Source organism: Leptospira saintgironsiae (assembly GCF_002811765.1).
Taxonomy (GTDB): domain Bacteria; phylum Spirochaetota; class Leptospiria; order Leptospirales; family Leptospiraceae; genus Leptospira_B; species Leptospira_B saintgironsiae.
Genome location: NZ_NPDR01000002.1, coordinates 272,638 through 295,270, shown reverse-complemented (window position 1 = coordinate 295,270; position 22,633 = coordinate 272,638). Strand labels below are relative to the sequence as shown.

Annotated in this window: 22 protein-coding genes; 11 read left to right on the top strand and 11 right to left on the bottom strand. The window is 39.1% G+C overall.

What is annotated here, in order from left to right:
• Window positions 1-54: 54 nt before the first annotated feature.
• Window positions 55-903: a hypothetical protein gene (locus CH362_RS06385; RefSeq protein ID WP_100709535.1), complete on the top strand. Its 849-nt coding sequence runs from the start codon at window positions 55-57 to the stop codon at window positions 901-903.
• Window positions 904-971: 68 nt separating this feature from the next.
• On the opposite strand, the gene CH362_RS06380 is transcribed toward CH362_RS06385, so the two are convergent.
• Both CH362_RS06380 and CH362_RS06375 read right to left on the bottom strand, forming a co-directional pair.
• Complete coding sequence (locus tag CH362_RS06380) at window positions 972-1,214, bottom strand: hypothetical protein (protein ID WP_100709534.1); 243 nt, start codon at window positions 1,212-1,214, stop codon at window positions 972-974.
• A gap of 80 nt (window positions 1,215-1,294) precedes the next feature.
• Window positions 1,295-1,582: a hypothetical protein gene (locus CH362_RS06375; RefSeq protein ID WP_100709533.1), complete on the bottom strand. Its 288-nt coding sequence runs from the start codon at window positions 1,580-1,582 to the stop codon at window positions 1,295-1,297.
• Window positions 1,583-1,696: 114 nt separating this feature from the next.
• Here CH362_RS06375 and CH362_RS06370 point away from each other — a divergent pair, with 114 nt between their 5' ends.
• On the top strand, window positions 1,697-3,178 hold the full coding sequence (locus CH362_RS06370; RefSeq protein ID WP_100709532.1) for an HDOD domain-containing protein: 1,482 nt from the start codon (window positions 1,697-1,699) through the stop codon (window positions 3,176-3,178).
• The gene (locus CH362_RS06365) at window positions 3,165-3,965 is read left to right on the top strand and encodes an ABC transporter ATP-binding protein (RefSeq protein WP_100709531.1); all 801 of its coding nucleotides are present in this window, start codon (window positions 3,165-3,167) and stop codon (window positions 3,963-3,965) included. The genes CH362_RS06370 and CH362_RS06365 overlap by 14 nt, the downstream gene beginning before the upstream one ends.
• Here CH362_RS06365 and topA read toward each other — a convergent pair whose 3' ends face one another.
• From topA to CH362_RS06335, 6 genes are all read right to left on the bottom strand, one after another.
• The gene (gene topA / locus CH362_RS06360; protein WP_100709530.1) at window positions 3,966-5,810 is read right to left on the bottom strand and encodes a type I DNA topoisomerase; all 1,845 of its coding nucleotides are present in this window, start codon (window positions 5,808-5,810) and stop codon (window positions 3,966-3,968) included.
• A 38-nt stretch (window positions 5,811-5,848) separates the two neighbouring features.
• A complete protein-coding gene (locus CH362_RS06355) occupies window positions 5,849-6,697 on the bottom strand; it encodes an oxygenase MpaB family protein (protein WP_100709529.1) in 849 nt (282 codons plus the stop codon).
• Window positions 6,698-6,908: 211 nt separating this feature from the next.
• The gene (gene cysK / locus CH362_RS06350) at window positions 6,909-7,838 is read right to left on the bottom strand and encodes a cysteine synthase A (RefSeq protein WP_100709528.1); all 930 of its coding nucleotides are present in this window, start codon (window positions 7,836-7,838) and stop codon (window positions 6,909-6,911) included.
• A 123-nt stretch (window positions 7,839-7,961) separates the two neighbouring features.
• Entirely contained in the window at window positions 7,962-9,032 is a 1,071-nt protein-coding gene (locus tag CH362_RS06345; protein WP_100709527.1) for a hypothetical protein, read from the bottom strand.
• 51 nt (window positions 9,033-9,083) lie between these two features.
• Window positions 9,084-9,641: a gamma carbonic anhydrase family protein gene (locus tag CH362_RS06340; RefSeq protein WP_100709526.1), complete on the bottom strand. Its 558-nt coding sequence runs from the start codon at window positions 9,639-9,641 to the stop codon at window positions 9,084-9,086.
• Window positions 9,642-9,742: 101 nt separating this feature from the next.
• Complete coding sequence (locus CH362_RS06335) at window positions 9,743-11,329, bottom strand: LA_3751/LA_3752 family putative glycosyltransferase (RefSeq protein WP_100709525.1); 1,587 nt, start codon at window positions 11,327-11,329, stop codon at window positions 9,743-9,745.
• Window positions 11,330-11,388: 59 nt separating this feature from the next.
• On the opposite strand from CH362_RS06335, the gene lepB reads away from it, so the two are divergent.
• The 8 genes from lepB to CH362_RS06295 all read left to right on the top strand — a co-directional run bounded on the left by lepB (window position 11,389) and on the right by CH362_RS06295 (window position 18,465).
• Window positions 11,389-11,946, top strand: coding sequence for a signal peptidase I (gene lepB / locus CH362_RS06330; RefSeq protein ID WP_100709524.1), 558 nt, complete (start codon window positions 11,389-11,391; stop codon window positions 11,944-11,946).
• Window positions 11,947-12,143: 197 nt separating this feature from the next.
• A complete protein-coding gene (gene gap, locus CH362_RS06325) occupies window positions 12,144-13,151 on the top strand; it encodes a type I glyceraldehyde-3-phosphate dehydrogenase (protein WP_100709523.1) in 1,008 nt (335 codons plus the stop codon).
• 3 nt (window positions 13,152-13,154) lie between these two features.
• A complete protein-coding gene (locus CH362_RS19370; RefSeq protein WP_100709522.1) occupies window positions 13,155-14,345 on the top strand; it encodes a phosphoglycerate kinase in 1,191 nt (396 codons plus the stop codon).
• Window positions 14,346-14,366: 21 nt separating this feature from the next.
• The gene (gene tpiA, locus CH362_RS19365; protein ID WP_100709521.1) at window positions 14,367-15,119 is read left to right on the top strand and encodes a triose-phosphate isomerase; all 753 of its coding nucleotides are present in this window, start codon (window positions 14,367-14,369) and stop codon (window positions 15,117-15,119) included.
• Window positions 15,120-15,254: 135 nt separating this feature from the next.
• The gene (secG, locus tag CH362_RS06310; protein ID WP_100709520.1) at window positions 15,255-15,635 is read left to right on the top strand and encodes a preprotein translocase subunit SecG; all 381 of its coding nucleotides are present in this window, start codon (window positions 15,255-15,257) and stop codon (window positions 15,633-15,635) included.
• Window positions 15,636-15,705: 70 nt separating this feature from the next.
• On the top strand, window positions 15,706-16,335 hold the full coding sequence (gene lenA, locus CH362_RS06305; RefSeq protein ID WP_100709762.1) for an endostatin-like outer membrane lipoprotein LenA: 630 nt from the start codon (window positions 15,706-15,708) through the stop codon (window positions 16,333-16,335).
• A gap of 5 nt (window positions 16,336-16,340) precedes the next feature.
• Window positions 16,341-17,465, top strand: coding sequence for an LIC_12097 family sensor histidine kinase (locus CH362_RS06300; protein WP_100709519.1), 1,125 nt, complete (start codon window positions 16,341-16,343; stop codon window positions 17,463-17,465).
• Between the two features lies 1 nt (window position 17,466).
• Window positions 17,467-18,465 carry a response regulator transcription factor gene (locus tag CH362_RS06295; protein WP_100709518.1) on the top strand — a complete coding sequence of 333 codons (999 nt, stop codon included), beginning with the start codon at window positions 17,467-17,469 and terminating at the stop codon, window positions 18,463-18,465.
• A 43-nt stretch (window positions 18,466-18,508) separates the two neighbouring features.
• On the opposite strand, the gene CH362_RS06290 is transcribed toward CH362_RS06295, so the two are convergent.
• The 3 genes from CH362_RS06290 to argS are packed head-to-tail and all read right to left on the bottom strand — an operon-like array spanning window position 18,509 to window position 22,613.
• A complete protein-coding gene (locus CH362_RS06290; protein ID WP_100709517.1) occupies window positions 18,509-19,597 on the bottom strand; it encodes a TolB-like translocation protein in 1,089 nt (362 codons plus the stop codon).
• Window positions 19,594-20,850: a nicotinamide-nucleotide amidohydrolase family protein gene (locus tag CH362_RS06285; RefSeq protein ID WP_100709516.1), complete on the bottom strand. Its 1,257-nt coding sequence runs from the start codon at window positions 20,848-20,850 to the stop codon at window positions 19,594-19,596. Before CH362_RS06285 ends, CH362_RS06290 begins: the two co-directional genes overlap by 4 nt.
• Window positions 20,847-22,613: an arginine--tRNA ligase gene (gene argS / locus CH362_RS06280; protein WP_100709515.1), complete on the bottom strand. Its 1,767-nt coding sequence runs from the start codon at window positions 22,611-22,613 to the stop codon at window positions 20,847-20,849. Before argS ends, CH362_RS06285 begins: the two co-directional genes overlap by 4 nt.
• Window positions 22,614-22,633 lie beyond the last annotated feature (20 nt).

Below are 22,633 nucleotides of genomic sequence, written 5' to 3'. Positions count from 1 at the left end.
GGGGCTTGTAAGTCGATATTCAATATGAAGAACCGTACTGGGACAATAAATCGCATGAAATCCGTCGCAAAATTTTCTTTTATCCTTTTATTCTTAATTTTGGGAAATGGCGTTTCCGGCCAAAACAATGCAGAGAAGGAAAGTAAAGGTTCCGAAGGAGTGGAATATTATCCACTCGCGTATTACGATGATAGACTCTTAGTCAAAGAAGTTTCCTTCTTCCGTAGACATGCGGATAACGGAAAAGGCGAGTTCATGGACGTAATGGTTGAACTCGAGAACAGAGACTTTGACCCAGCAAACTTCTCCATTTATATTTTAGCAGTAAATGAAACTCCTCTTTCCAGAGTAGATGATCGCAGAGAGCTTGTGCCTTTTCCTAAATGGAGACAATACGATGTGGAAGAAGAAACTAAGGTTGTAAACTTCCAGAACCTTGTTCCAGTTAAACTAGACAGTAAAAATGTTTGGGGAGAGAAGAAATACGGAGAAGTGAAGAAGAACTACGACGAAAAGATCGCGAGAGGAGAAAAAGTAAAATTCCCTAACCCGAATCTGGACACTCTAGTTCATTATCTTACTAACAATCCTAAGGATGCACTTCCTATCGTTCTTTATGGAGAAGAAGGTCCTGCAAAAGACAAAGTTCTAATCAGTAACTTTGTCCCTCAGACTGCAGAAGATCTTCAAAAACAAAAGCATGATACTTTGAGCAAACACACTTATACCGTATACAATGCTAAATATAAATCTACGATATTCTCTCACCACTACACTGAGTATCGCCCTGGATATTTTACTTTTAATAAGGTTGTAGTTTTGATCTTCAATCCTCAAAAAGAGAAGAATAAACTAGTCTATCGTAAGATTATAGACATTAACGGTTTGAAATTAGTGAACTAAGCTTAAAGTCGCGGCTTCAAGCCTGGCTAATAAAAAAGGACCCTAAATTTGGGTCCTTTTTTTTGTTCTCAGGGACTTTGACCAGATCCTGGTCTACGGTATCGATCTATACTGCCCGGAACGAATCTTGTGGTCCATTGTCCTCGGTCGATGTTTTTCTCCACCCAACCTTTTCCATGATCCCATCTTCCATCCGATATAAAATCGAAAAAGTAAGAGGAGTTCATGTACCGATAGGAGTCCATGATATCTAAGATATCCCGACTCTCCGAGTCCTCAGGAGCCTCTTCGAAGAAGAAGTTGCTATCCATTCGTCTCTACCATGAATCGTTTCATCCAAATGTCCATCTTTATTTAGCTAATGAGAAAATAATCTGGGGTTGGTCTCATTTCAAGATTCATCCCCTGAAACTTTAGACTCCGGCTCCTCGCTGTTCCCCTCCCTCTGATTGGAAATGGAATAGAGAAAAGGCAAAAATCCCTGGTTTTTTTCTGGATTAGGCTCCTTTCTCAAAAACTTGGACCTTGTCTTTCTGTAGGATTGTTTGGTTTGCCTGAACTTCTCCGCCTCGTCCAAAAGCCCATCCAATCGATTTTCCAGAAAAAATCTGAGTTCTTCCTGTAAATCCTCTCCGAATTTTTCGGATGCTTGTTCTGATTTTTTTGGCTCCTTCTCCATTTCCGGCCCCCATATGATATTTTAGGTTTTCCCCGGACAAACAGGTGCCCAATTCGAAAAATGGAGCGCATTTTTTTTCTTGCGACAAGGGAGTTTAGACCCAAATTTGAGGGAATGCTAAATCCGACGGAACTTACGGAAACCCTGGTCTCTGGAAAAGATATCGAACTGGAATATAGATTTATTTCGGACGAGGATCATCAGCAGATCTATCTTCTGCTACTTCAGGTTTTGGGAAACCTGGACAGATTATTTCTTACGGAAGTGGTTTCTACCATTCTGAAAGAACTTTTGATGAACGCGAATAAAGCGAACGCCAAGAGGCTTTTCTTCCTTAGTGAGGGGCTGAATATTAACGAGGCATCTCATTATAATAAAGGGATGAAACGTTTTCTAGAAGATATCATTCATAAATGGGATGAGCAGGAGAAGATACTCAAAGGTTCTAATCTATCTGTCCGTCTTCGCGCAAAGATCATGAACCAGAATCTGATTTTTTTGATTGAGAATGATTCGGCACTTCTTCCACAAGAATCAGAAAGGATCAAAGCAAGATTAGAATCCGCAAGTAAGTTCAATGATCTATCAGATGCATTTCTTTCCATGGCGGATAGCCAAGAGAGCGCGGGCCTCGGACTTGTTCTCATACAATTATTATTAAAAAACTCAGGAATAGGTTCTGATAAATTTAAGATAGAAACTGATGGTAAGATCACAAGAGCTACCTTAGTGATCCCTAAACAAATCGTTCCATTGGATGTGGCTACTAAACTAAAGGACAGAATTTTGTCAGAAGTAGATGGACTTCCCCCTCTTCCTCATACTCTGACACGAATAATAAATCTTTGTAATAATCCTGATTCCGATTTAGGAGTTATTGCTAACGAGATAGAAAGAAACCCTGCGATCAGTGCGGATCTTCTAAAACTTTCTAACTCGGCAGGTTTCGCGAGTAGGAATAAGGTGAATACGATCGTCCAAGCTGTTAAGGTTGTGGGGCTGAAGAACGTCCGAAATCTTTTGTATGTATCAGGTGTACGAAAGATCATGGAAGGAAGATATTCCAAACTTCAGGAAGTATGGAACCATTCCAACCTTGCGAGTTTTTTCGCGAGGCAGGTTTCTCAAAGAGCAGGACTCGGAAAACTTTCCGATATCGCAGCAGTCGGTGCCTTACTCCATGATTTAGGAAAATTCATTTTGCTTTCATTAGATCCAACATTATTCAAACGTTTGGCATCTTACCAAAAGAATAGGGATCTTTCCAATTCCACGATCTTAGAAGAAATTTCTACAGGTATTTCTCATCCAACTCTAGGAGCTATGCTCGCTAGAAAATGGGACTTCCCTCCAGACCTTGTTCATATGATCGAATTTCATCATAGAGCCTTCATGGCGACTAACACGATTTATACGGATTTAGTTGATTCTGTATACGTCGCAAATATGATGTGCGATTATCTGGATAAAAAAACCAGTTACTATGCAGCTGACTCGAGTATACTAAAAAAATTCCAGTTAGATGATAAGGCAAAATTCGAAGAGACCTGCGAAAAATTAGCTAAGGCCTACGAGATCGCGAATGAAGAAAACTGAATCCAATAATCTGCTCAATTTACACGGAATTAAGTTTTATAGATCCGGAACTCCAATTCTGGATGGAATCGATTTTCAGATCAATTCCGGAGAACATTGGGTTCTATTAGGCCGTAACGGTGCCGGAAAAACTACACTTGTAAATTTGATCTATGGTTCTGTTTGGCCGACTGCGGGTAGGATCAATCTATTCGGAGAAACTTTTGGAGAAACTCCTCTTCAGATCTTACGAAATAAGATTGGTATCTTAGATTCTTCCCAACAAGAAAGTGCACTCCAAAAAAGTCTTACTGTTTATGATGTTCTTCTCACTGGATTTTTTCACACCATAGGTTTTTATAGAGAATCAAATGCCTGGGAAGAAAAAGAAGCAGAACGAATTTTAGAAGAGAACGGTTTCGGCGCTAAAAGAAATCAATTATTCCGCACTTTATCATCAGGAGAAAAGAAGAAGGTACTTTTCTTAAGAGCAATGTGCACTTCTCCAGAATTTGTGATCTTAGATGAGCCTTGCTCTGGATTAGATCTAACTGCCAGGGAAGAATTCATAGACTTCTTAGATGAATATAAAAAGAATCGCAACTTCACTTCCATCTATATCACTCACAGGATCGACGAGATCCCTCCATTTTACGAAAATGCAGCTCTCCTAAAATCAGGCAAAATTCTATTTTCAGGCGATATCAAGGAAGCATTCACTTCTGCGAGACTTTCTGATCTATACGATCGTAAGGTAGAAGCAGAAAATAAAAATGGCACCTGGGTCGCAGTTACAGAAAGAAAATAATCAGAGATATTCCGCATAATCGCAGGCGGGGAATCGAGAGCAGATATAATATTCTTTTTTCTTTGCGGACTTTTTCCTAACTCTCTCTCCCTCTTTACATACAGGGCAAATTCCGTATTTAGGAGTTTTAAGCTTTTCTTTTAACTGCTTATTGATCGCAATTATATTCGTTTTCTTTAATTGAGAATCTAAGATAGAATAAAATTCTGAGAGTACCTTGGATCTACTTTCTTCTCCAGAAGCAATAGAATCCAATTTTTGTTCCATTTCAGATGTGAATTTTTCCCTGAATAGATCTGCAAAAGCAGCCTGCAAGAATGCATTTACCCTTTCTCCAAGAGTTTCCGAATATAATTTTCCTTTTTCAGAGTATACGTATTTTCTTTTGTATAATGTTTCCAAGATAGAAGCAAATGTAGAAGGCCTGCCAATTCCTTCTTTTTCTAATTTGGAAACGAGACTTGCTTCTGTATATCTGGGAGGAGGTTCCGTTGTTTTTTCCTGGATCTCCCAAGGGTCAGGAGTCAAAGTTTCTCCCTTTTTCCAGGTAGGAAGAATGTCTGAACTTACATTATAGATCTTCTTATAACCAGGATCGATTGTAAAAAGTTTTTCTCCTTCCCAATGTTCTCCTCCTCCGCTTGCCTCGAATCTTAATCTTTTCCAAGTTTCAGGTTTCATTTGAGAAGCAATGGCTCGTTTCCAAATCAGTTCGTATAATTTTTTGGAATCTCTACTTAGATTACGATCGGCAACTTCAAATACAAAAGAAGGTTCTAAAAATACATCCACTGGTCGGATCGCTTCATGAGCATCCTGGGATTTCCCCTTTGTTTTTTTCAGCCTGTAAGTTTGGGCCTTCTCTGATACGAATTCTTTTCCAAATTTAGAAGAAATCTTTCCGCGGATAGAATCAATAGCGTTTTCTCCCATCCGAACTGAATCAGTTCTCATATAAGTGATCAGTCCTTGGGATCTTCCTTTCCCTAGATCTGTTCCTTCATATAATTCCTGGGCCAGTTTCATTGTTTTGGAAGCGGGAAATTTTAAGATCCTGAATGCTTCCTGTTGTAAGGTTGCAGTAGTAAAAGGAGGTGGAGGTAAAGTTTCTCCTAACTTCTCTTTTTCTTCTGTAATTTTCAATACTTTCGTTTTTTTTAATATAGAATCTAAGAATTGAGAAGCTTCTTTTTGAGTAGAAAATACATCTCTTTTAGGATAAAAAATGATCTTATCATTTTCTCCAGATCCAAAGAATACTGTCGCAGAAACAAGCCAAGTGGTGACTGGAATAAAACTCCGGATCTCTTCTTCTCTTTCACAAATCCATTTTAGAGCGACTGACTGCACTCTTCCTGCTGACAGACCTTCTCCGCTTACTGCTCTCCATAAAAATGGACTGACTTTATATCCAATCAATCTATCCAAGATCCTTCTGGCTTTTTGAGAATCGACTAGATCCAGATCGATCTTGTCCGGTTCTGAGATTGCCTGTAAAATTTTGTCCTTCTGGATTTCTTGGAAACGAATTCGGGAGATGTTTGCCTTCTTCCCTAATTTTTGGGCCAGGATATATCCTATAAACTCTCCTTCTCTATCCGGGTCAGTTGCTATAAGTATAGAAGAATGAGACTTTGCTTCTTTTAAAATAGAAGACAGTATTTTTTTTTTGCCTTTGAGAGGAACATACTCTGGCTCGAAATCTTTTTCTATCTTGATCCCGATCCGGTCAGCAGGAAGATCTAAAATATGTCCGAAGGTCGCGAGTACCTTATAATCTTTTCCCAAATAGGAAGAGATTGTTTTAACTTTGGTTGGAGATTCTACAAGTACTAGGACGGACATTTCGGAACGGGCAATAAACCGAGCCCTTCCGTATTTTTCTAATGTGGTCCTAACTCTTCAATCAAATATCCATTTGGATATGTAGGGTTATTTCTTTTGGTCACGTAATAAGGAGTTTTTCTAGGTGGCCAAAAATATCTAAGAAAGAATGCTCTAAGTTTCAAAACTGTGTAGGTCAAACCAGCTACGATCGGATTTGCTTTCGGAAATCCCATTGCTTCTCTAAGAGGATTGTCCATAAGAGAATACACTGCATTATAAACCAAATATTCCAAACCGGGAATTTTTGGAATTCTAGCAGAAGCGATCTTCATCGTTGCGAGCGCGACTTGTTCTGAGTCTTTAGTTCGGTAGAAGTTTTCCTTTTCGAATTTTAGATTGAACTCCAACATTTCTTCGTAAGTTTCCGGAATATTTTTGATATTCATCATTTTTCCGATCCTTTTCCAAAGATAGAAGTTGGCTAACCTTTCTTTTTCTGTACTTTTTCTCCAACCGAACTTTTGGTTCCAACGATCCGGCTCAAATATGAAAGTTGTAAGAGTATAGAGAAAATCTTCATTCTTGATATTATATTCTTTATGAATCTGGTTTAGCCTTCTCATGGCCTCTCTTCCTCTTTCACTATCCAGTCCATTCTCTATAAATTCTGCCAGGATCAACGCGGTATCATCGTATCTTTTTTGTCCTGCAACTTCGAATCGTTTGGTTGTATTTAATATTTTAGAAATAGAAGGAATTGCAAAAGTCCTGAAGAAGGAAATAGCAAGTGAGATCTCCACATCCTGAGGGAAATCATAACTTCCAGAAAGAAACACTATCTTCTGTGCATCCTTCTCCGCATCTAATTCATTAATTTGTTTTAATATTTTCAAACGGTTGAACATCTGTTTACTTTTTCCTTTGATACCGAATTGTTTATTTTCCCACTTTTTCGCACAGATGTTCGATTTAATTTGAAAGGCAAGTAATTTATTACAATACTTTTATGACAAACAATGAAGATTCGCACGAAGAACATTGTGCGAAAAGTTCGTACATAAAAAATCCCGACGTTTTACGGCCGGGATCTTAAAAACGATAGATTGTATTCTAATCTTAGCCGTTAGAAGGAACTGGGAAAAGTCCTTCGATAGAAAGGTATCTTTCTCCAGTATCATAGTTGAATGTAAGAACTGTAGATCCTTCTGGTAGTTCAGGAAGTTTTTTAGCAACCGCTGCAAGAGATGCACCGGAAGATACTCCTAAGAAAATTCCTTCTTCTTTTGCTGCACGAAGTGCATATTGAAAAGCCTCATCCTTAGAAACTTGGATTACTCCGTCTAGTAGATCAGTGTGTAAGTTTTTAGGAATGAATCCAGCTCCAATTCCTTGGATTGGGTGTGGTCCAGGTTTTCCTCCGGAAATTACAGGAGAAGCTTCTGGCTCAACTGCGAATACTTTAGTTTTAGGGAACTTCTCCTTTAAAACTTTAGCAACTCCAGTGATATGTCCACCTGTTCCTACTCCAGTGATTAGAACATCTACTCCGTTAGGGAAATCTTTTAGGATCTCTGCTGCAGTGGTTTCAACGTGTACTTTAATATTTGCTTCGTTCTCGAACTGTTGAGGCATCCAAGCTTTTGGATTTTCAGAAACAAGTTGTTTTGCTCTTTCGATTGCTCCAGGCATTCCTTTTTCACGAGGAGTAAGATCGAATTCCGCGCCGTAAGCAGCCATAATTCTTCTTCTTTCCACACTCATAGACTCAGGCATAACCAGGATCAAACGGTATCCTTTTACTGCCGCAACAAGAGCTAAACCAATTCCAGTGTTTCCGGAAGTTGGCTCGATGATTACTGTATCCTTAGTGAGTTTTCCGCTTTTTTCAGCGTCCTCGATCATAGAAAGCGCGATACGATCCTTGATAGAACCGCCTGGATTGCTACGCTCTAATTTAGAATATACATTGTATTTGGATCCAAAAAGTCGGTTGATTTTTACGTGTGGAGTATTACCGATCGTCTCTAAGATATTATTTGCTTTCATTAGGAATTCCTACCTCTGCAGCTGGATTTTTGTGAACTTGTCAATATATTAAACATCTTTTTCAATATATCAAATGCGATCAATGAAAAAAGATCAAAACTGTCTGGATATTTCTATGAAGTTCTAAACTTCTTTCAAGACAATTCCGGCTAAAAAGGCTTCTGTTTCTGGACCCCAAGAAAGTCCCAATCCTTTATAAACCGCATAGATACTTGAAATATGCACGTTCGAATCCCCAGGTGTCGCAGCATATCCTCGCACTTCTTTTCCATTCACTTCCAATGCGGAGAGAGGAAATACTGCATGAGAGAAAATTCTGCCATATAATCCGCGATCTCTTCCGGAGGAGAAGATTGAGTTTGTAGAAACAAGTTCAGTTATACTTAAGAAAGGATCATTATTGATCTTAGAAACCAACCATTCCTTACTGATCTCTCTTTTTAATCTGAGATGGAAACGGATCAAGTGCATATAAGGTGAATTTATCGTTACGGAAGAAGATCCCAATTTAATACTAAATCCCAAATCAGAATATACTTCGTTCAATAATCTTCCATGATGGGTGCCCGTTGGCGATTCAGGAAGAACAAGTAAAGGTCCTGTCACGTGAGGATCATTTTTTGCCATGTCCGCATCTCGACGAATCACAAAAAAGTCAGCCTCTTCTAATATATTTGTTAGCTCTTGTGGTCTTTCGGAGTAGAAGGGCCTAAGTATTCCGGCTAACGTATGAGTATTACATGTAGAGACATGTATGAATTTAGGCGGATTTTTTTCTAAAAGTGGAGAACTTTCCGGATACAAAAACTGAGGCCCGAAAGAATGTTCACTTCCCTGAGCGATAAAAATTTTGATCTGATCGTAAATTGGTTCTGAGTATTCAGATTTTCTTTTGTCTGCAACTCCAGGCGGAGAAGAATCACATACCACAAGAGACCCGGACAATGCATCTTGTTTAGAGATCCATTCTGGGAAAAAGTTCCGGACCCCATTGGAACCATCGTCTACTATGACCCCACCTTTTTCGAGTAAAGAGAGTATCTGAGGTATTTCTGATTTTTGTAATTTGTACGGTTCTACAAATACTTGGAAGCCGCCAAATTTATTCTTTAATAATAATAACAAAGAAGCCAGAGGCCAACCAATGACCCCTGTCCCTCTTAGATATACTCCCGGAAATTTTGATTCGCCCACATAGTAAAGTATTCTGCATATTCCCTAAACGTATAGGAAAATTTTGGAAAATTAAACTATACTGATCCTATAGGAAAAATCTTCCAAATAATTGTTCTTATAGTTAACGTAATTTACAGCCGTTCTCTCGATCAGATTCCTTTCTTCTTCCGTAATATCTCTTACAATTTTTGCAGGAGATCCCATTACCATCACTCCAGGAGGGATGATTTTACCTGGGGTAATCATTGCACCTGCAGCCACGAACGAGTATTCTCCGAGCTCCACTCCGTCCATGATGATCGCGCCCATTCCTACGAATGAATTATTTTTAAGTTTGCATCCGTGAAGAACAGCTCTATGACCTACAGAGACGTTGTCTCCAATCTCTACTGGATGAGTGTTTCTGGAAACATGGACAACTGTCATGTCCTGTATATTTACATTGTCTCCAATACGAATATAATTCACATCTCCACGAATCAATGTTTGGAACCAGATAGAGGAATCTTTCCCGATCACTACATCCCCTACTACCAAAGAACCTGGAGCTAAAAACACCCCATCTTTAAAGATAGGACGTTTACCCATGTATTCTAATATATTTCCGGACAGATGTACTTCTTGCATATATTTTCCCTCAATAGCAGCTCAATCTTACAACATTCCTTGAACTACACAAGTCCAAAATATGGATGATTTCTTGAGTGTGGTTACTCTTGTATCTAAATTTAATTACGTACAAATTTAAGAATTTCTATCTTTTCTAAAGTTTGCTTGGATTCTAATGTCCATCTTGATTCTAAAAACCAATCTTCCATTTCAGTTCCTAATCTTTCAGAATCATTTTTTTCTAAGGTCTCGATTAGAGATAATGTGATCGGCTCGTAACGCACCAAGGATATAGATCCTTTTTTAGGAGCAAGAAGTCTTGTTAATCTAGGCAGATCTTCTATATCTTCTATCCTCAATACTTTTTTACGTAAAATCTCCTGCCCAAATAATGCAGATATCCTTGAATCCGTTGTCACATATATATCCGGATTCGAATCCAATAAGAACTTATTATATTTTATATACTCATGAGAAAGTTTTTCCTGAGTCAAAAAGTAAATCTTAGAGAAGAATAAGGTAACTAAGAATAAGATCACTGTCAAAATCCAGATAACCTTTGGGACATTTTCGGATTTTTTTTGGGAGAAGAACAAAACGACTACTGGAACGATTAGCCAAGAAAGATATCTTGTTCCCCAATCTATATTGGAATCATTAGGAGCAAGATAGGCACCTAAAAATAAGGAAATCAAAATTGCTAAATAAAGCTTTCTTTCAAATTTTTCGAATTCTTTCCAGCGAATGAAAAAGTATACCAACCAAAGCAAAATCCAAGGACAGAAGAGCAAAAATCCAACTCTCCCATTTCCGAAGATGAGTAGAGAAGTATATTTTTCAAATCCAGTATCCCAGCCAATTTCTGCATTGGTCTCAATTCTCGTTCCTAAAGCGGAACCATATAAATAATAGTTTAAAATTCCGTAAAATAATACTCCTATGCCTGTTCCAATGAGTAAAACAAACCTGTCCTTATCTCTGGTAGAAACTTCAGATCCACCTTTATAAATGAATTCGATCAGGTGAAATACTCCCAATAAGAAGTATAAAATTGTATTCTCTGGCCGAAAGAAGAACCCGAGTCCTACAAAAAGTCCTATAAAAAGTCCGAGTGGTCTAGTCTTTACTGGGCAGGCATAAAATGTAATTCCTATGCAGGTTAAAAGGAATGTAATCGAATAATCTGGGAATAATGCGGAATGAAAAAAAGCGGGTCCAAAACTTAAGAAAAGAATTGAAGACCATTTCAAGTCCAATTCGAATTTTAGGAAGAATACTCCGATCCAAAAGAATAAAATAGAAACGTAAAATAGAAAACTATAATTTCCTAATAAACCGAATATGGAAGCATATAAAGAGAATGCTACGGGAAATGGACCGGAAATCCCATTTTGTAAATGGACCTGCCAGCTTGGAAAAAATTTGCATCCACCTAGATCTTCTAATATTTTACAGCTAAGATATTGGCTTTTGAATCCCGAGTCTATGAATGCTTGGGCCTGAACGATCTTATTTTGGTTATCTGAGACTAAGACAGAATTTGCATCTACCTTAAATAAGAATAATGCTGTGAATACAATACAACTAAGCGGAATTAATAACTGAAGTTTAGAATTTAGACTTTTTCTGCCGTTTGTTTCCAAGGAGAAGAAGATTCCCTTATTTTCGAATCCGAATATATGACCCTCGAAAATCTGATATTTCAACTTTTTTTTAAATAAAATCTACTTTGCCCATTTTCTATACATTCATACCTTAGCCTATAATGTTCTCATTGAAAAAAGAGTTCGGAGAGAAGGAAAAAAAATTTGATCGAAAGAAATTCGCTCAGATAATTTCGATCTCACTTGCAGTCGGATTTTTATTCGCGACCGCAGTTCGAATTTGGTTTGTATTTCCTTTCGTTCCAGAAACGGAAGAGATGTCTCCGGCATTCCCAAAGGGAAAAAGAATTTATATCTCTCGATTCGTTCGAGATTCTTCCTTGTTTTTAGGTGATGTGGTTTTAGTTGAACATCCTACACAAAAAGGAAAAGTAACACTTGTCCGCATCATGGGAAAATCGGGAGACCAGATCTTCATCAAGGACAAGGTCCTTTTTAGGAACGGAATCTCTGAGGCTCAGGAAAAATCAGACTTCTCCTTACAATTCAAGGATGCAAGACCTGCATTCTCTGGGACCTATTCTAATAGAGACAATCTTTCCAACCTAACGGTAGAAGATCGAAATTACTTTCTACTATGCGATAACCGAGATGACTGCATAGATTCCAGAGATTTCGGTCCTCTCCCTTTCGAAAAGATCCTAGGCAAGGTGCTGTAGATCTTTAACCAGCCAACTTCCTTCTTTTTTCATCGTAGCGCTCTTTTAAGCCTTTTGATCGCTCAAAAACCATTAGAATCCGTACCAAAATTCTTCAAAAAACGGATTTTCAGGATGGTTTTGTTATAAAAACATGTATTTGAAGAGCCAAAGGCTCCTGTTTTATCAAATAACATTAAGGAAATAAAGGGAAGAAAATGACAAGAATCGCTATCAACGGTTTTGGCCGAATCGGTCGCTTGGTATTCCGTTCAGGGATCAAAGACCCAAATATTGAATTTGTAGCAATTAACGACCTAGTAACTCCGGACAACCTAGGATATCTTTTAAAATACGATTCTACTCATGGACGTTTTAACGGCACCGTTGAGCATACTGAAGACGCACTTATCGTAGACGGCAAAAAAGTTCTTTGTGTATCCGAAAGAGATCCAGAAAAACTCCCTTGGAAAGATCTGAAAGTTGACTATGTGATCGAATCTACTGGTCTATTCACTGATAGAGTCGGCGCTGAAAAACACATCAAAGCCGGAGCTAAAAAAGTAGTGATCTCTGCTCCTGCAAAAGACAAGGACATCCCTACTTTTGTAATGGGAGTGAATAATGAAAAATATGACCCAAGCAAGGATCATGTTGTTTCAAACGCTTCCTGTACTACTAACTGTCTTGCACCGATCACTAAAGTGGTTCTAGACAATTTTGGAATCGAAGAAGGTCTGATGACCACTATCCACGCTACTACTGCAACTCAACCTACTGTTGACGGTCCTTCTAAAAAAGACTGGAGAGGTGGAAGAGGCGCAATGCAAAACATTATCCCAGCTTCTACTGGCGCTGCAAAAGCTGTTGGTCTTTGTATTCCTGAAGTAAACGGAAAACTTACCGGTATGTCTTTCAGAGTTCCAACTCCAGACGTTTCCGTTGTGGATTTAACTGTTAGAACTACCAAAGAAACCAGCCTAAAAGAAATTTCTGCAAAAATGAAAGAAGCTTCTGAAGGCGCGATGAAAGGAATTTTAGGTTATACTGACGAGATGGTTGTTTCTAACGACTTCTTAAGTTCTACACTTTCTTCTATCTTTGATGCGGACGCTTGTATCGAGTTGAATTCCAGATTCTTTAAATTGGTTTCCTGGTATGATAACGAGATGGGTTACTCTAACAGAGTTTTAGACCTGATCCGTTACATGGCTAAAAAAGGTTAATCGATGCAGCAATTACCCAGACTCGAAAACGAGGACTTCAAGGGGAAACGAGTTTTTCTGAGGGTCGATTTTAACGTCCCTCTGGAAAACGGTAAAGTTTCCGACAAGACTAGAATTGAAAAGACACTTCCTACCATTGAACTTTTGGTAAAAAAAGGTGCCAGGGTGGTGATCGCAAGTCACCTTGGCCGCCCTAAAGGTAAACCGGATCCTCAATATTCTATGGAGCCTGTTTACGAAGTTTTTAAAGATTTAGTTAAAACTTCCGTAATATTCTCCAAAGACGTGATCGGAGAAAATGCAGTTAAACTTTCTAAAGAACTAAAAGATGGAGAGATCCTAGTTCTTGAAAATTTACGTTTCCATAAAGAAGAAGAAGAGAATAATGCAGCCTTTTCCAAAAGCCTAGCTGCTCTTGCTGATGTTTATGTAAACGATGCATTCGGTGCGGCTCACAGAGCTCATGCATCTACGGAAGGAATTGCACATCTTCTGCCTTCTTTTGCAGGTTTGTTGATGTACAAAGAGATCACCGAACTTTCTTCCCTACTTTCCCGCCCTGCAAAACCTTTCGTTGCAATCATCGGAGGTTCTAAGGTTTCTTCTAAGATCAGTGTGATCAAAAACCTGATCGAAAAAGTGGATCATATTTTGATCGGCGGAGGAATGGCTTATACCTTTCTTAAATCCAGAGCGATCCCTGTTGGAAATTCCTTAGTAGAAAGAGATTTCGAAGTAGAAGCTTTCCAACTTATCGAAAGAGCCGGAGTCGCAGGTGTGGATTTTCAACTTCCTGTGGATCATGTAATCGGTGATAAATTCGATGCGAATGCTAAGACTAAAACCGTAGACAAGATGGGAATTTTGGACGGTTGGATGGGAATGGATATCGGTCCTAAGACAATTTCAAATTACGAAAAAGTAATTAAGAATGCGGCTACGATCGTTTGGAATGGTCCTATGGGAGTTTTCGAATTCGATAAATTCGCACCTGGAACCATGGCAATCGCGAAAGCGGTTTCTAAGTCCAAAGCCAGAACTGTCGTAGGCGGAGGAGATTCCATCGCAGCTATCAATAAGGCTAAAGTGGAAGATAAGATCACTCACGTTTCTACTGGAGGAGGAGCCTCCTTAGAATTTTTAGAAGGGAAAAAACTTCCCGGAGTTGTTGCTCTTCTGAAAGAAAAAACCTAAAACGAATCAAAGGAAATATATATGCGCCCTAAAATTATCGCTGGTAACTGGAAAATGAATCTTTCCGAAAAGGAAGCATTGGCTCTCGCAAGCGGCCTAAAAGAAAAGTCTTCTTCTCTTCCAGATAATAAAAAGGCGGTTGTATTTCCTTCTTCCATTCATCTGGCTGCTATTGCTCGAATATTAGAAAATTCGAAAATTGCAGTCGGAGCCCAGAATATCTACCCTGCTCCTCTCACTGCTATGACTGGAGAAACCGGTCCTGATCAACTATCAGAAATAGGTATTAAATTTGCACTCGTTGGCCACTCTGAAAGAAGACAATTCTTAGGGGAAACAAGTGTATTCTGTAACCAAAAGATCTCTTATCTTACAAAACATGGTTTTACTGCTGTGTATTGTGTGGGAGAAACTCTGGCTGAAAGAGAATCAGGTAATACCTTCGAGGTTCTGAAAAAACAAATCCAAGAGGGTTTAGGTTCTATTGAAAGCGACCAGTTTTCTCGTATCTGGGTAGCTTACGAACCTGTTTGGGCAATCGGAACAGGTAAAGTTGCAACCCCTGCTCAAGCACAAGAAGCACACGCATTTATCAGAAAAGAAATTTCCGGATTATTCCAAAATGGAAAAACAATCGCTGATGTGACGCCTATCCTTTATGGAGGTTCAGTAAAAGCTGATAACGTAAAGGAACTTTTATCCCAAGCGGATATAGATGGAGGGCTCGTAGGCGGGGCCAGCCAGAAGCTTGCAAGCTTCTTAGCTTTATTCTAATTTATTACTACCGTCATAGGCATATGTTTAGGAATATACTAAACGGCTTGTCAGCCTAGGGCTTGGCGGTAGTTTGGATTTAAAGCGGATTATTTCGCCAAAAAACAAACCTTTATACCTTTAGGAATTCGACTCATGGGCTTTATCACCGGAACCATCCTTGTTCTTTTCGTATTCGTCAGTCTATTTCTGATCCTTCTTGTTATGATCCAAACCGGCAAAGGTGGAATGGGTGGAGTTCTTGGTGGAGGAGCAAGCCAATCTGTTTTTGGTTCCTCTACTGCGGATGTTTTGACTAAGGCAACCAGAGTTGCTGGACTCACTTTTTTGGCACTTTCTCTGATTCTTTCTTTCCTTTTTGCAAAGACTAGTGGATACAATACCACTCCAACACCTGAGATCCTTCCTCCACCTGCAGCGGAAGAGGCCCAGGGCAACCAAGGAGGGACAAATGCCCAAGAATCCGCGCCTACTACCGCTCCAAGTACAGAAGCACCAGCGCAACCTAAGCCTTAATTTTTATTCTTCCCCGAAGGCGGCCTCTAAGGCCGTCTTCCTTCTACTCCTTCTTCTTTCCTTTCTTTCCATTAACGCTCAGAACCAGGATGGGACAAAATCCCAGAACAATTCCTCGTCTTCTTCTACCCAAATGTTGAACCAACGTATCTTACGTGCTTATGAAAGCCTAAGTGTTGCAAGAGAACTTTTGAAATTTGAAAGAATGGATGCTCTTCCTATTGGGACCTTGGTAACTTGGGTGGGGAATTATCCAAACCGTAAAGGTGTAAAGATCACTAAGTTTTCAGTGACCCAATCTTCTACTCCAGGCGGGATAGAAAGAGCAGAAGAAAAGTCCATTCTTCTGGAATTTAATGGATCCACTCTTTCCAAGGTGGTTTCTGAAATTAAAACTGCGAATTATTCTGCGGAAGATACGATCATGATCCGGATGACGGACACTACTCCTTTGGATAATAATGTGGATGATCTGGTGATTTACGCGGATAAGAACGGTAAAGAGGCAGAATATCCTCTGAATTACCTACCTGATGAGGGGGTAAACCGGGATAGATCTGAGTTTAAGAAAGAATTCTACTTAAAGCTGATCGAGGATTTTTTTGTGCATGTTCTAAGACTCCAAGAAATGCAGTCTCAACATTCTTCCAGAAATCAAAAAAAATTACTGCAAAGTTATAAAGAATCCCTAGAATATTGATCCGGATGTCATCCCTAATGGAAAACCTCCACGAAAGAGCGGAGGAACTCCAAGCAATTCTGGACGGAATCACAGAGCCCCTAGTTTTAATAGACTCGGGCTTCAGGGTCCGTCGTGTAAACAAGGCCACTCTTGAATTTTCGAGTGAGCCTGACTTCCCGTCTACCTTGGGCCGAAAATGTTATGAGGTTCTGTACAACCGTTCTGCTGTTTGTCCTTACTGTCCAATGAAGGATCATCACGAAGATGAACCAGACTTCGATGCGGGGTTCGAAGGAAAGGGAGAAGTTGGGCGCGAAGTTTTTCATGTGGCCAATGATCAAAAGGAAACATTATATTTAGATTTTTTCCCGATTCGTAAAGATGGAAGTATCGTCTCCATAGTAGAGAAGATCAGCAATATCACTCGTATCAAAGAGAAAGAAGAAGAGAACCTTAGAATACGTAACCTTGCTTCTCTTGGAATTTTTATCTCCGGTGTTGCTCATGAGTTAAATAACCCACTCACAGGCATGAGCCTCACACTTCAAAATTTGATGAATAATTTATCCACTATGGATCCAACTTTTTTCCGTAAAAGATTGGAGATGATCAAAGAAGATCTCACCCGCGCTGCAATGATCGTTTTAGATGTCATCAGTTTTGCTAAACCGGACAAACTAGTTACTACAAACGCGGATATTCATGAAACCATAATGAAAGCAAAAGATTCGGTCATTTGGGTCTACCCTGTTCTTTCCAAAAATACTGAATGGGAAATTTTAAGTGAACCTGGTATGACCTTCCAATTTAATCCGGTCAAAATGGAGAGATTATTTATTAATCTTTTTAAAAACTCTCTGCAAGCTTACGATTATGGAGAAGGTAAGATCAAAGTCGAAGTAAGACGCACTCGTAATATGATGCATATTTTTGTAGAAGATACCGCAGGAGGAATTCCAGAAGATATGCTGGATAAAATTTTCTCTCCTTTCTTTTCCAAAAATAAGTCTGGGATCGGAACTGGGCTCGGACTTTCCATCTGTCACTCCATCGTAAGAGAACATTCTGGGGAATTGACTGTTCGTTCTTATGACAGAAGGACCAGATTTAAAATTTCTCTTCCATTAGTACAACCCAAAGGAAACTAAATTGTCCAATCATCGTATCTTAGTAGTAGAAGATATACACTCCATCCGGGAGGCAGTAAAAGATATCCTGGTTAGAGATTACGAAGTTTTCGATGCAGAAAATTACGATGAAGCAGTCAAAATTCTTTCTAACGAACATGTGGATCTGGTCATCACTGATATTCGTATGCCAGGAAAATCAGGACTGGATTTGATCAAAACAATCCAAAAGGAATATCCTACAGTTCAGTATTCCTTGATGACCGCTTATAATATTAACGATTATATCAATTTTGCTTACCAACATGACATATGGAATATCATTCCTAAATATTCCTTCTTGGATATTAATCTGATCACAGTCATGGTCAAAAAACTTCTGTACAAAGAAATCTTCGGAGTGGAAAAATATTTCGGTCCTGATTTTAAGATCTTAGAAGGTGACGGCGGAGAAGAAGTATTCCTAGTTCCGCCGGAAAATGGGATCGTGTTCCGCAAGATCAGTTCCGACAAGGATCGAAATTATATTTGTAATCGTGTTGGTAAATTCCTGATCGAAAAAGGAGCTCCTAACGCGGTCCAACAAATCTTGGAAGAGCTGACTTCTAATGCAATGATCCGTGCTCCGAGAGACTCCAAAGGAAATTCAAAATACCAATATGAACTTCCTTCCCGTGATCTTCTTGTTCCTTTAGAACATATACAACTAGCTGAAACTGATTATTTTGAGATTGGCTACGGGATCGCAGAAAATTCTTATATTGTAGTAGTCCGAGATCATTTCGGCTCTCTGAACAAAAAGGAAATCTTAAAACGTCTAGATAGACATATCACTGTGGACAGTCCTACAGGTTTGCCTGCGGGTCTTGCAGATTCTCATGGTCGTGGTTTGTATATCTGTAGAGAGATCTCTGATCAGTTAATCTTTAATATAGAGAAGGACACAAGAACTGAGATTATCGCACTATTGGACAAGCAGACGAATAAGGGCTACAAATCTCTTTCAATTTATGAAGTTTGATTCACTGTAGAGCCTGCGTGTTGGAGTTCCTACATCAAAATTCCTATCTTGCAAGCTCTCGATAAAGCACGATATCGCTTCCACCTTCTAAGAAGGCTTCTCCGTTACGGCCAGAAGAATAAAAACGAAATGGTTTTTCTCCGGTTCGGATCTTTTCTTCTTTAAGAATATAACCTTCTTCATCTAAGAAGAATAAATTGCCTTCCCATTCACCTGCAAACCAAGTTCCTGAATGAAATACAGTTTGATAAACTGACTGTGCCTTGTTTCGAGTCTTTTCGAAGATCACTTTTCCAGATTTAGAATATAAGGTCAGTTTATCAGAGAAGCCAGCAAGCACTCCCCCATCATTCGAAACTGCAAGATTCACTTTATAAGGGATCACTCTACCAAGATTCCATTCTTCCGATTCTGATCCGTCTCTATCATATACTCGGATAAAGTCTCTATTGTTTTTTAGAAAATGAACTGCGATCTTCTGTCCATTAGCGGAGATAGAAAGACTTTTTGCAAAGACCGGTTCCTTCTCCCCTAATTTAGCTTCAAAAAGTTTGTCTCCCTTTCCATCTAAAAGAAATAATTCTCCGCCGGAAAATAAGACTGCAGTTTCTCCATTAGAAATTCCTTTTGGAGCAAATGAGATGTCTGTTAAAAATCTACCGTCAAGTTTTTTGGCGCCTAAAGAATTTCCGTTAATATCAGAAACTAAAACTTGGTTATTATCCCCTGATAAAAATAGAACCAGATTACCATCAGGATGGATACGAGGATAACTTTTATAATCCTTGGTCCAAAGAAGTTCTCCTGCTTCTGAAAAAAACTCCACAGAACTTCCTATCTTTTTATAAGCTAAATATCCTTTGGCTCTAAGTGGATATTCTATTCTAAGTGAATCATCAGTCGGGATGGATTCCCCCCAAGGAATTCTAATATAAGAAGTTTTAGTTTTGTATCCATTGATTATCCTTTCCGGATCGAAATCGCTCCGAGGATCGGGAAAACTTGCTAGCTTAGATTCTTTATTCCAATACCAAGTTTTTTGTACGGTTCTTGCGGACTCGTATGGATTCCCTAAAAAATAATAAAATCCTAAAAAGAATACTAAACTTAGGGCCAAAATCCTATAGATCATACGAGTTTCCTCAATCGATTGTACATTAGATAAAGAGAAGTAGCTGCCACCACTTCTCGAAAAAGCTCTCTCTTGAATGGAAGAAAGAGTTCTTTCACTTCTGTTTTTTCACCCTTGATATGGGTTCCTATAAATACGGTTCCTACTTTTTTTGTGGGAGTTCCACCACCGGGGCCTGCGATACCAGTAATACTGATCGCCAAATCTGTTCCGAGTAGCTTGGCACCGTTATCTGCCATCTCTATTGCGGTTTCTTCACTCACTGCACCGTGAGCTTCCAGGGTTTCTATTTTAACCCCTACTACATTTTCTTTAATAAGATTAGAATAACTAACCACGGATCCTAAAAAATAATCAGAAGAACCTGCGCGGTCAGTAAGTATCTTAGCAGCCAGCCCCCCTGTACAACTTTCAATCGTTCCTATTGTGAGTTTTCTTTCTGCGAGAAGTTTTGGAAATTCTTCGAATAAATCTCCGGTGCAAAGTCCGCGGTATTTCTCTTTTGTCTTTTGGATAAGTTCTTCGACTAAGTTTTTGTCCTCAGATTGATAAGTGACTCGGATAAATCCTTTTTTAGCAGCCACTCCCCAAACTGCTTTGCCATTCTTTAATGGTTCGATCCCTTCTATAAATTCCTGTTGGAATAGAGACTCACTCATTCCCCATATAAATATAAAATCTGAGTGTAGTTCTCCAGAATGAAATTGTTTCTGGATAAGAGGGACTAATTCCTCTTTGAACATAGTCACCATTTCAGAAGGAACACCAGGCATACATGCTAAGTACGCACCAGGTTGGAGTTCCGACCAGAACCCAGGAGCTATTCCTACCGAGTTATTCAAAGCAGTAGAATTAGATGGAATAGAAACTTGTCTCAATGCCGTGGTCAATGCTTCTTGGAAACCTTTTCCACGAAGACGATATAACGCTTGGAGCCTATCATGAGCTTTTTCATTCAGAACTGCTTTCGAAGAAGTAAGTTCGCACACAACTTCTAGAGTATAATCGTCTTCGGTTGGTCCAAGACCACCAGTCATCACAAGAAGGACTGGATTTTCTTTACTAGCTACGGCTGCTAATTTTTTTAGTTCGTCTCTTATTAACTTAGGATCATCAGGTAATACCAGGAACTTTTGAGTAGAATAGCCTAATCCAAAAAGTTCATTTGCTATCCAGGAAGAATTTGTGTCTTGGCTTCTTCCTGCAGTCAGTTCTGAACCTGTGGAAATGACTGTGACCCTAGGCGAATTCAATCTTCTTTCTCCAATCTTTCTGGAGCAGAAACTCCAAGCAATGCCAGACCTTCTGCGAGCACAACACGCGTTGCTTGGCAAATTCTTGCAAGCCCCAGTCTTGTAGACTCATCTGAATCTTTTAGTCGATTATTCTTAGCTATATAAAACTGAGTAAACGCTCTTGCAAGATTTTGAAGATAGTTCGCAATTCTATGAGGTTCTAAAGTTGCCGCAGCATCCAAAACTTCTTCCGGAAAACGAGAGATCCAGAAAAGGAGTCTTTTCCTTTCCTCAGTCATTTCAAGATTCTCTAATGCCTTTGCATCGGAGTTAGTTCCTACTTCTCTGAATATGGAACAAACTCTCGCATGAGCATATTGTAGATAGAATACAGGGTTTTTATCGGATTCATCCTTTGCAAGATCCAGATCAAAATCCAGAGGAGAATCCAAAGACCTCATTGTGAAAAAATAACGAGCAACATCCTTAGCATGTTTTCCCAAATAGCCCAGAAGATCTTCCATGGTTTGGAATTCTCCAGCACGTTTACTCATCTTCATCTTCTGGCCGGCCATAAGAAGATTCACCTGTTGAGCGATAATCACTTGGAAATTTTCTTTAGGATAACCTAATGCCTGGACTGCACCAGCGAGTCTTGCTATATACCCATGATGGTCTGGGCCCCAGATATCTATGATCTTCTCATAACCTCTGGAAATTTTATCATTATGATAAGCTATATCTGCGAGAAGGTATGTAGGACGTCCATCATCCCGAACTACTACACGATTTTTATCGTCTCCGTAATCTTCGGATTTAAAGATCTGTTTACCTTCTTCTTCAAAAACCTTTCCTGATTTTTTTAGATTTTCGAGTACTCCCAAAACTTTTCCGGATTCATGAAGTGTAGTTTCAGAAAAGAATCTATCAAAACCTACCCCGAATAGATCTAAATCCTTTTTTTGCCAGATCAAGTTGGATTCTACAGTCCAACGGGAACATTTTTCAGCGAGTGCAGAATATTCCTTTTTCTCCAAATGGGATTTGATCTCTTTTTCAGTATTCGGATTTTCTAATAATTGTTTAGCAATGATATTTAGGTAATCTCCTCTATATCCTTCTGCTGGGATTACATTCCCGGAAAGTAGATCTTCGATGGATCTTCCGTCTTCTGCATTCTCTTGGATAGAGTAGGATTCGCCCAGAGCCTCTCTGATCCTTACCATTGTGGAAACACCAAGTAAAAATACCTGATTTCCGTAATCGTTTACATAAAATTCCTTATCTACTGAATGGCCTACTGCTTTGAGTAAGTTTGCAAATGCTTCTCCAGTAGCTGCGGCTCTTGCAGACACAATATTCAAAGGTCCAGTTGGATTCGCACTTACGAATTCCAAATTTATTTTTTTAGGATTTTCTAATTTAGGAAAAATATCTTTTTTCTGAACTGTGTTTTCTAAGAACCGGATCAAAAAAGAAGGAGAGATCCTAAAATTCACAAAACCTGGAGGAGTAAAATCTACCTTCTCGAATAAATCGATTTTAGTCTGAAGATAGCTCACAAGAAGTGCAGCCGAATCCAAGGGTTTTTTGCCCAGAAGTTTAGAATTTTCTAAAGCAAAAGAAGTCGAATAATCTCCGAAGGATTCCTCTCTGGAATATTCTATTCGGATCCTGAGATCAGCAAAAGAAACGTTAGGCGCTTCTTTTTCGCAATAGAGTTTTACTCCTTCCTTTAAAGCTTCCAAAACGAGTTGTTTAAGAGTTTCCGTTTCTTTCATTCTGTCTTTTGTAGTAATTC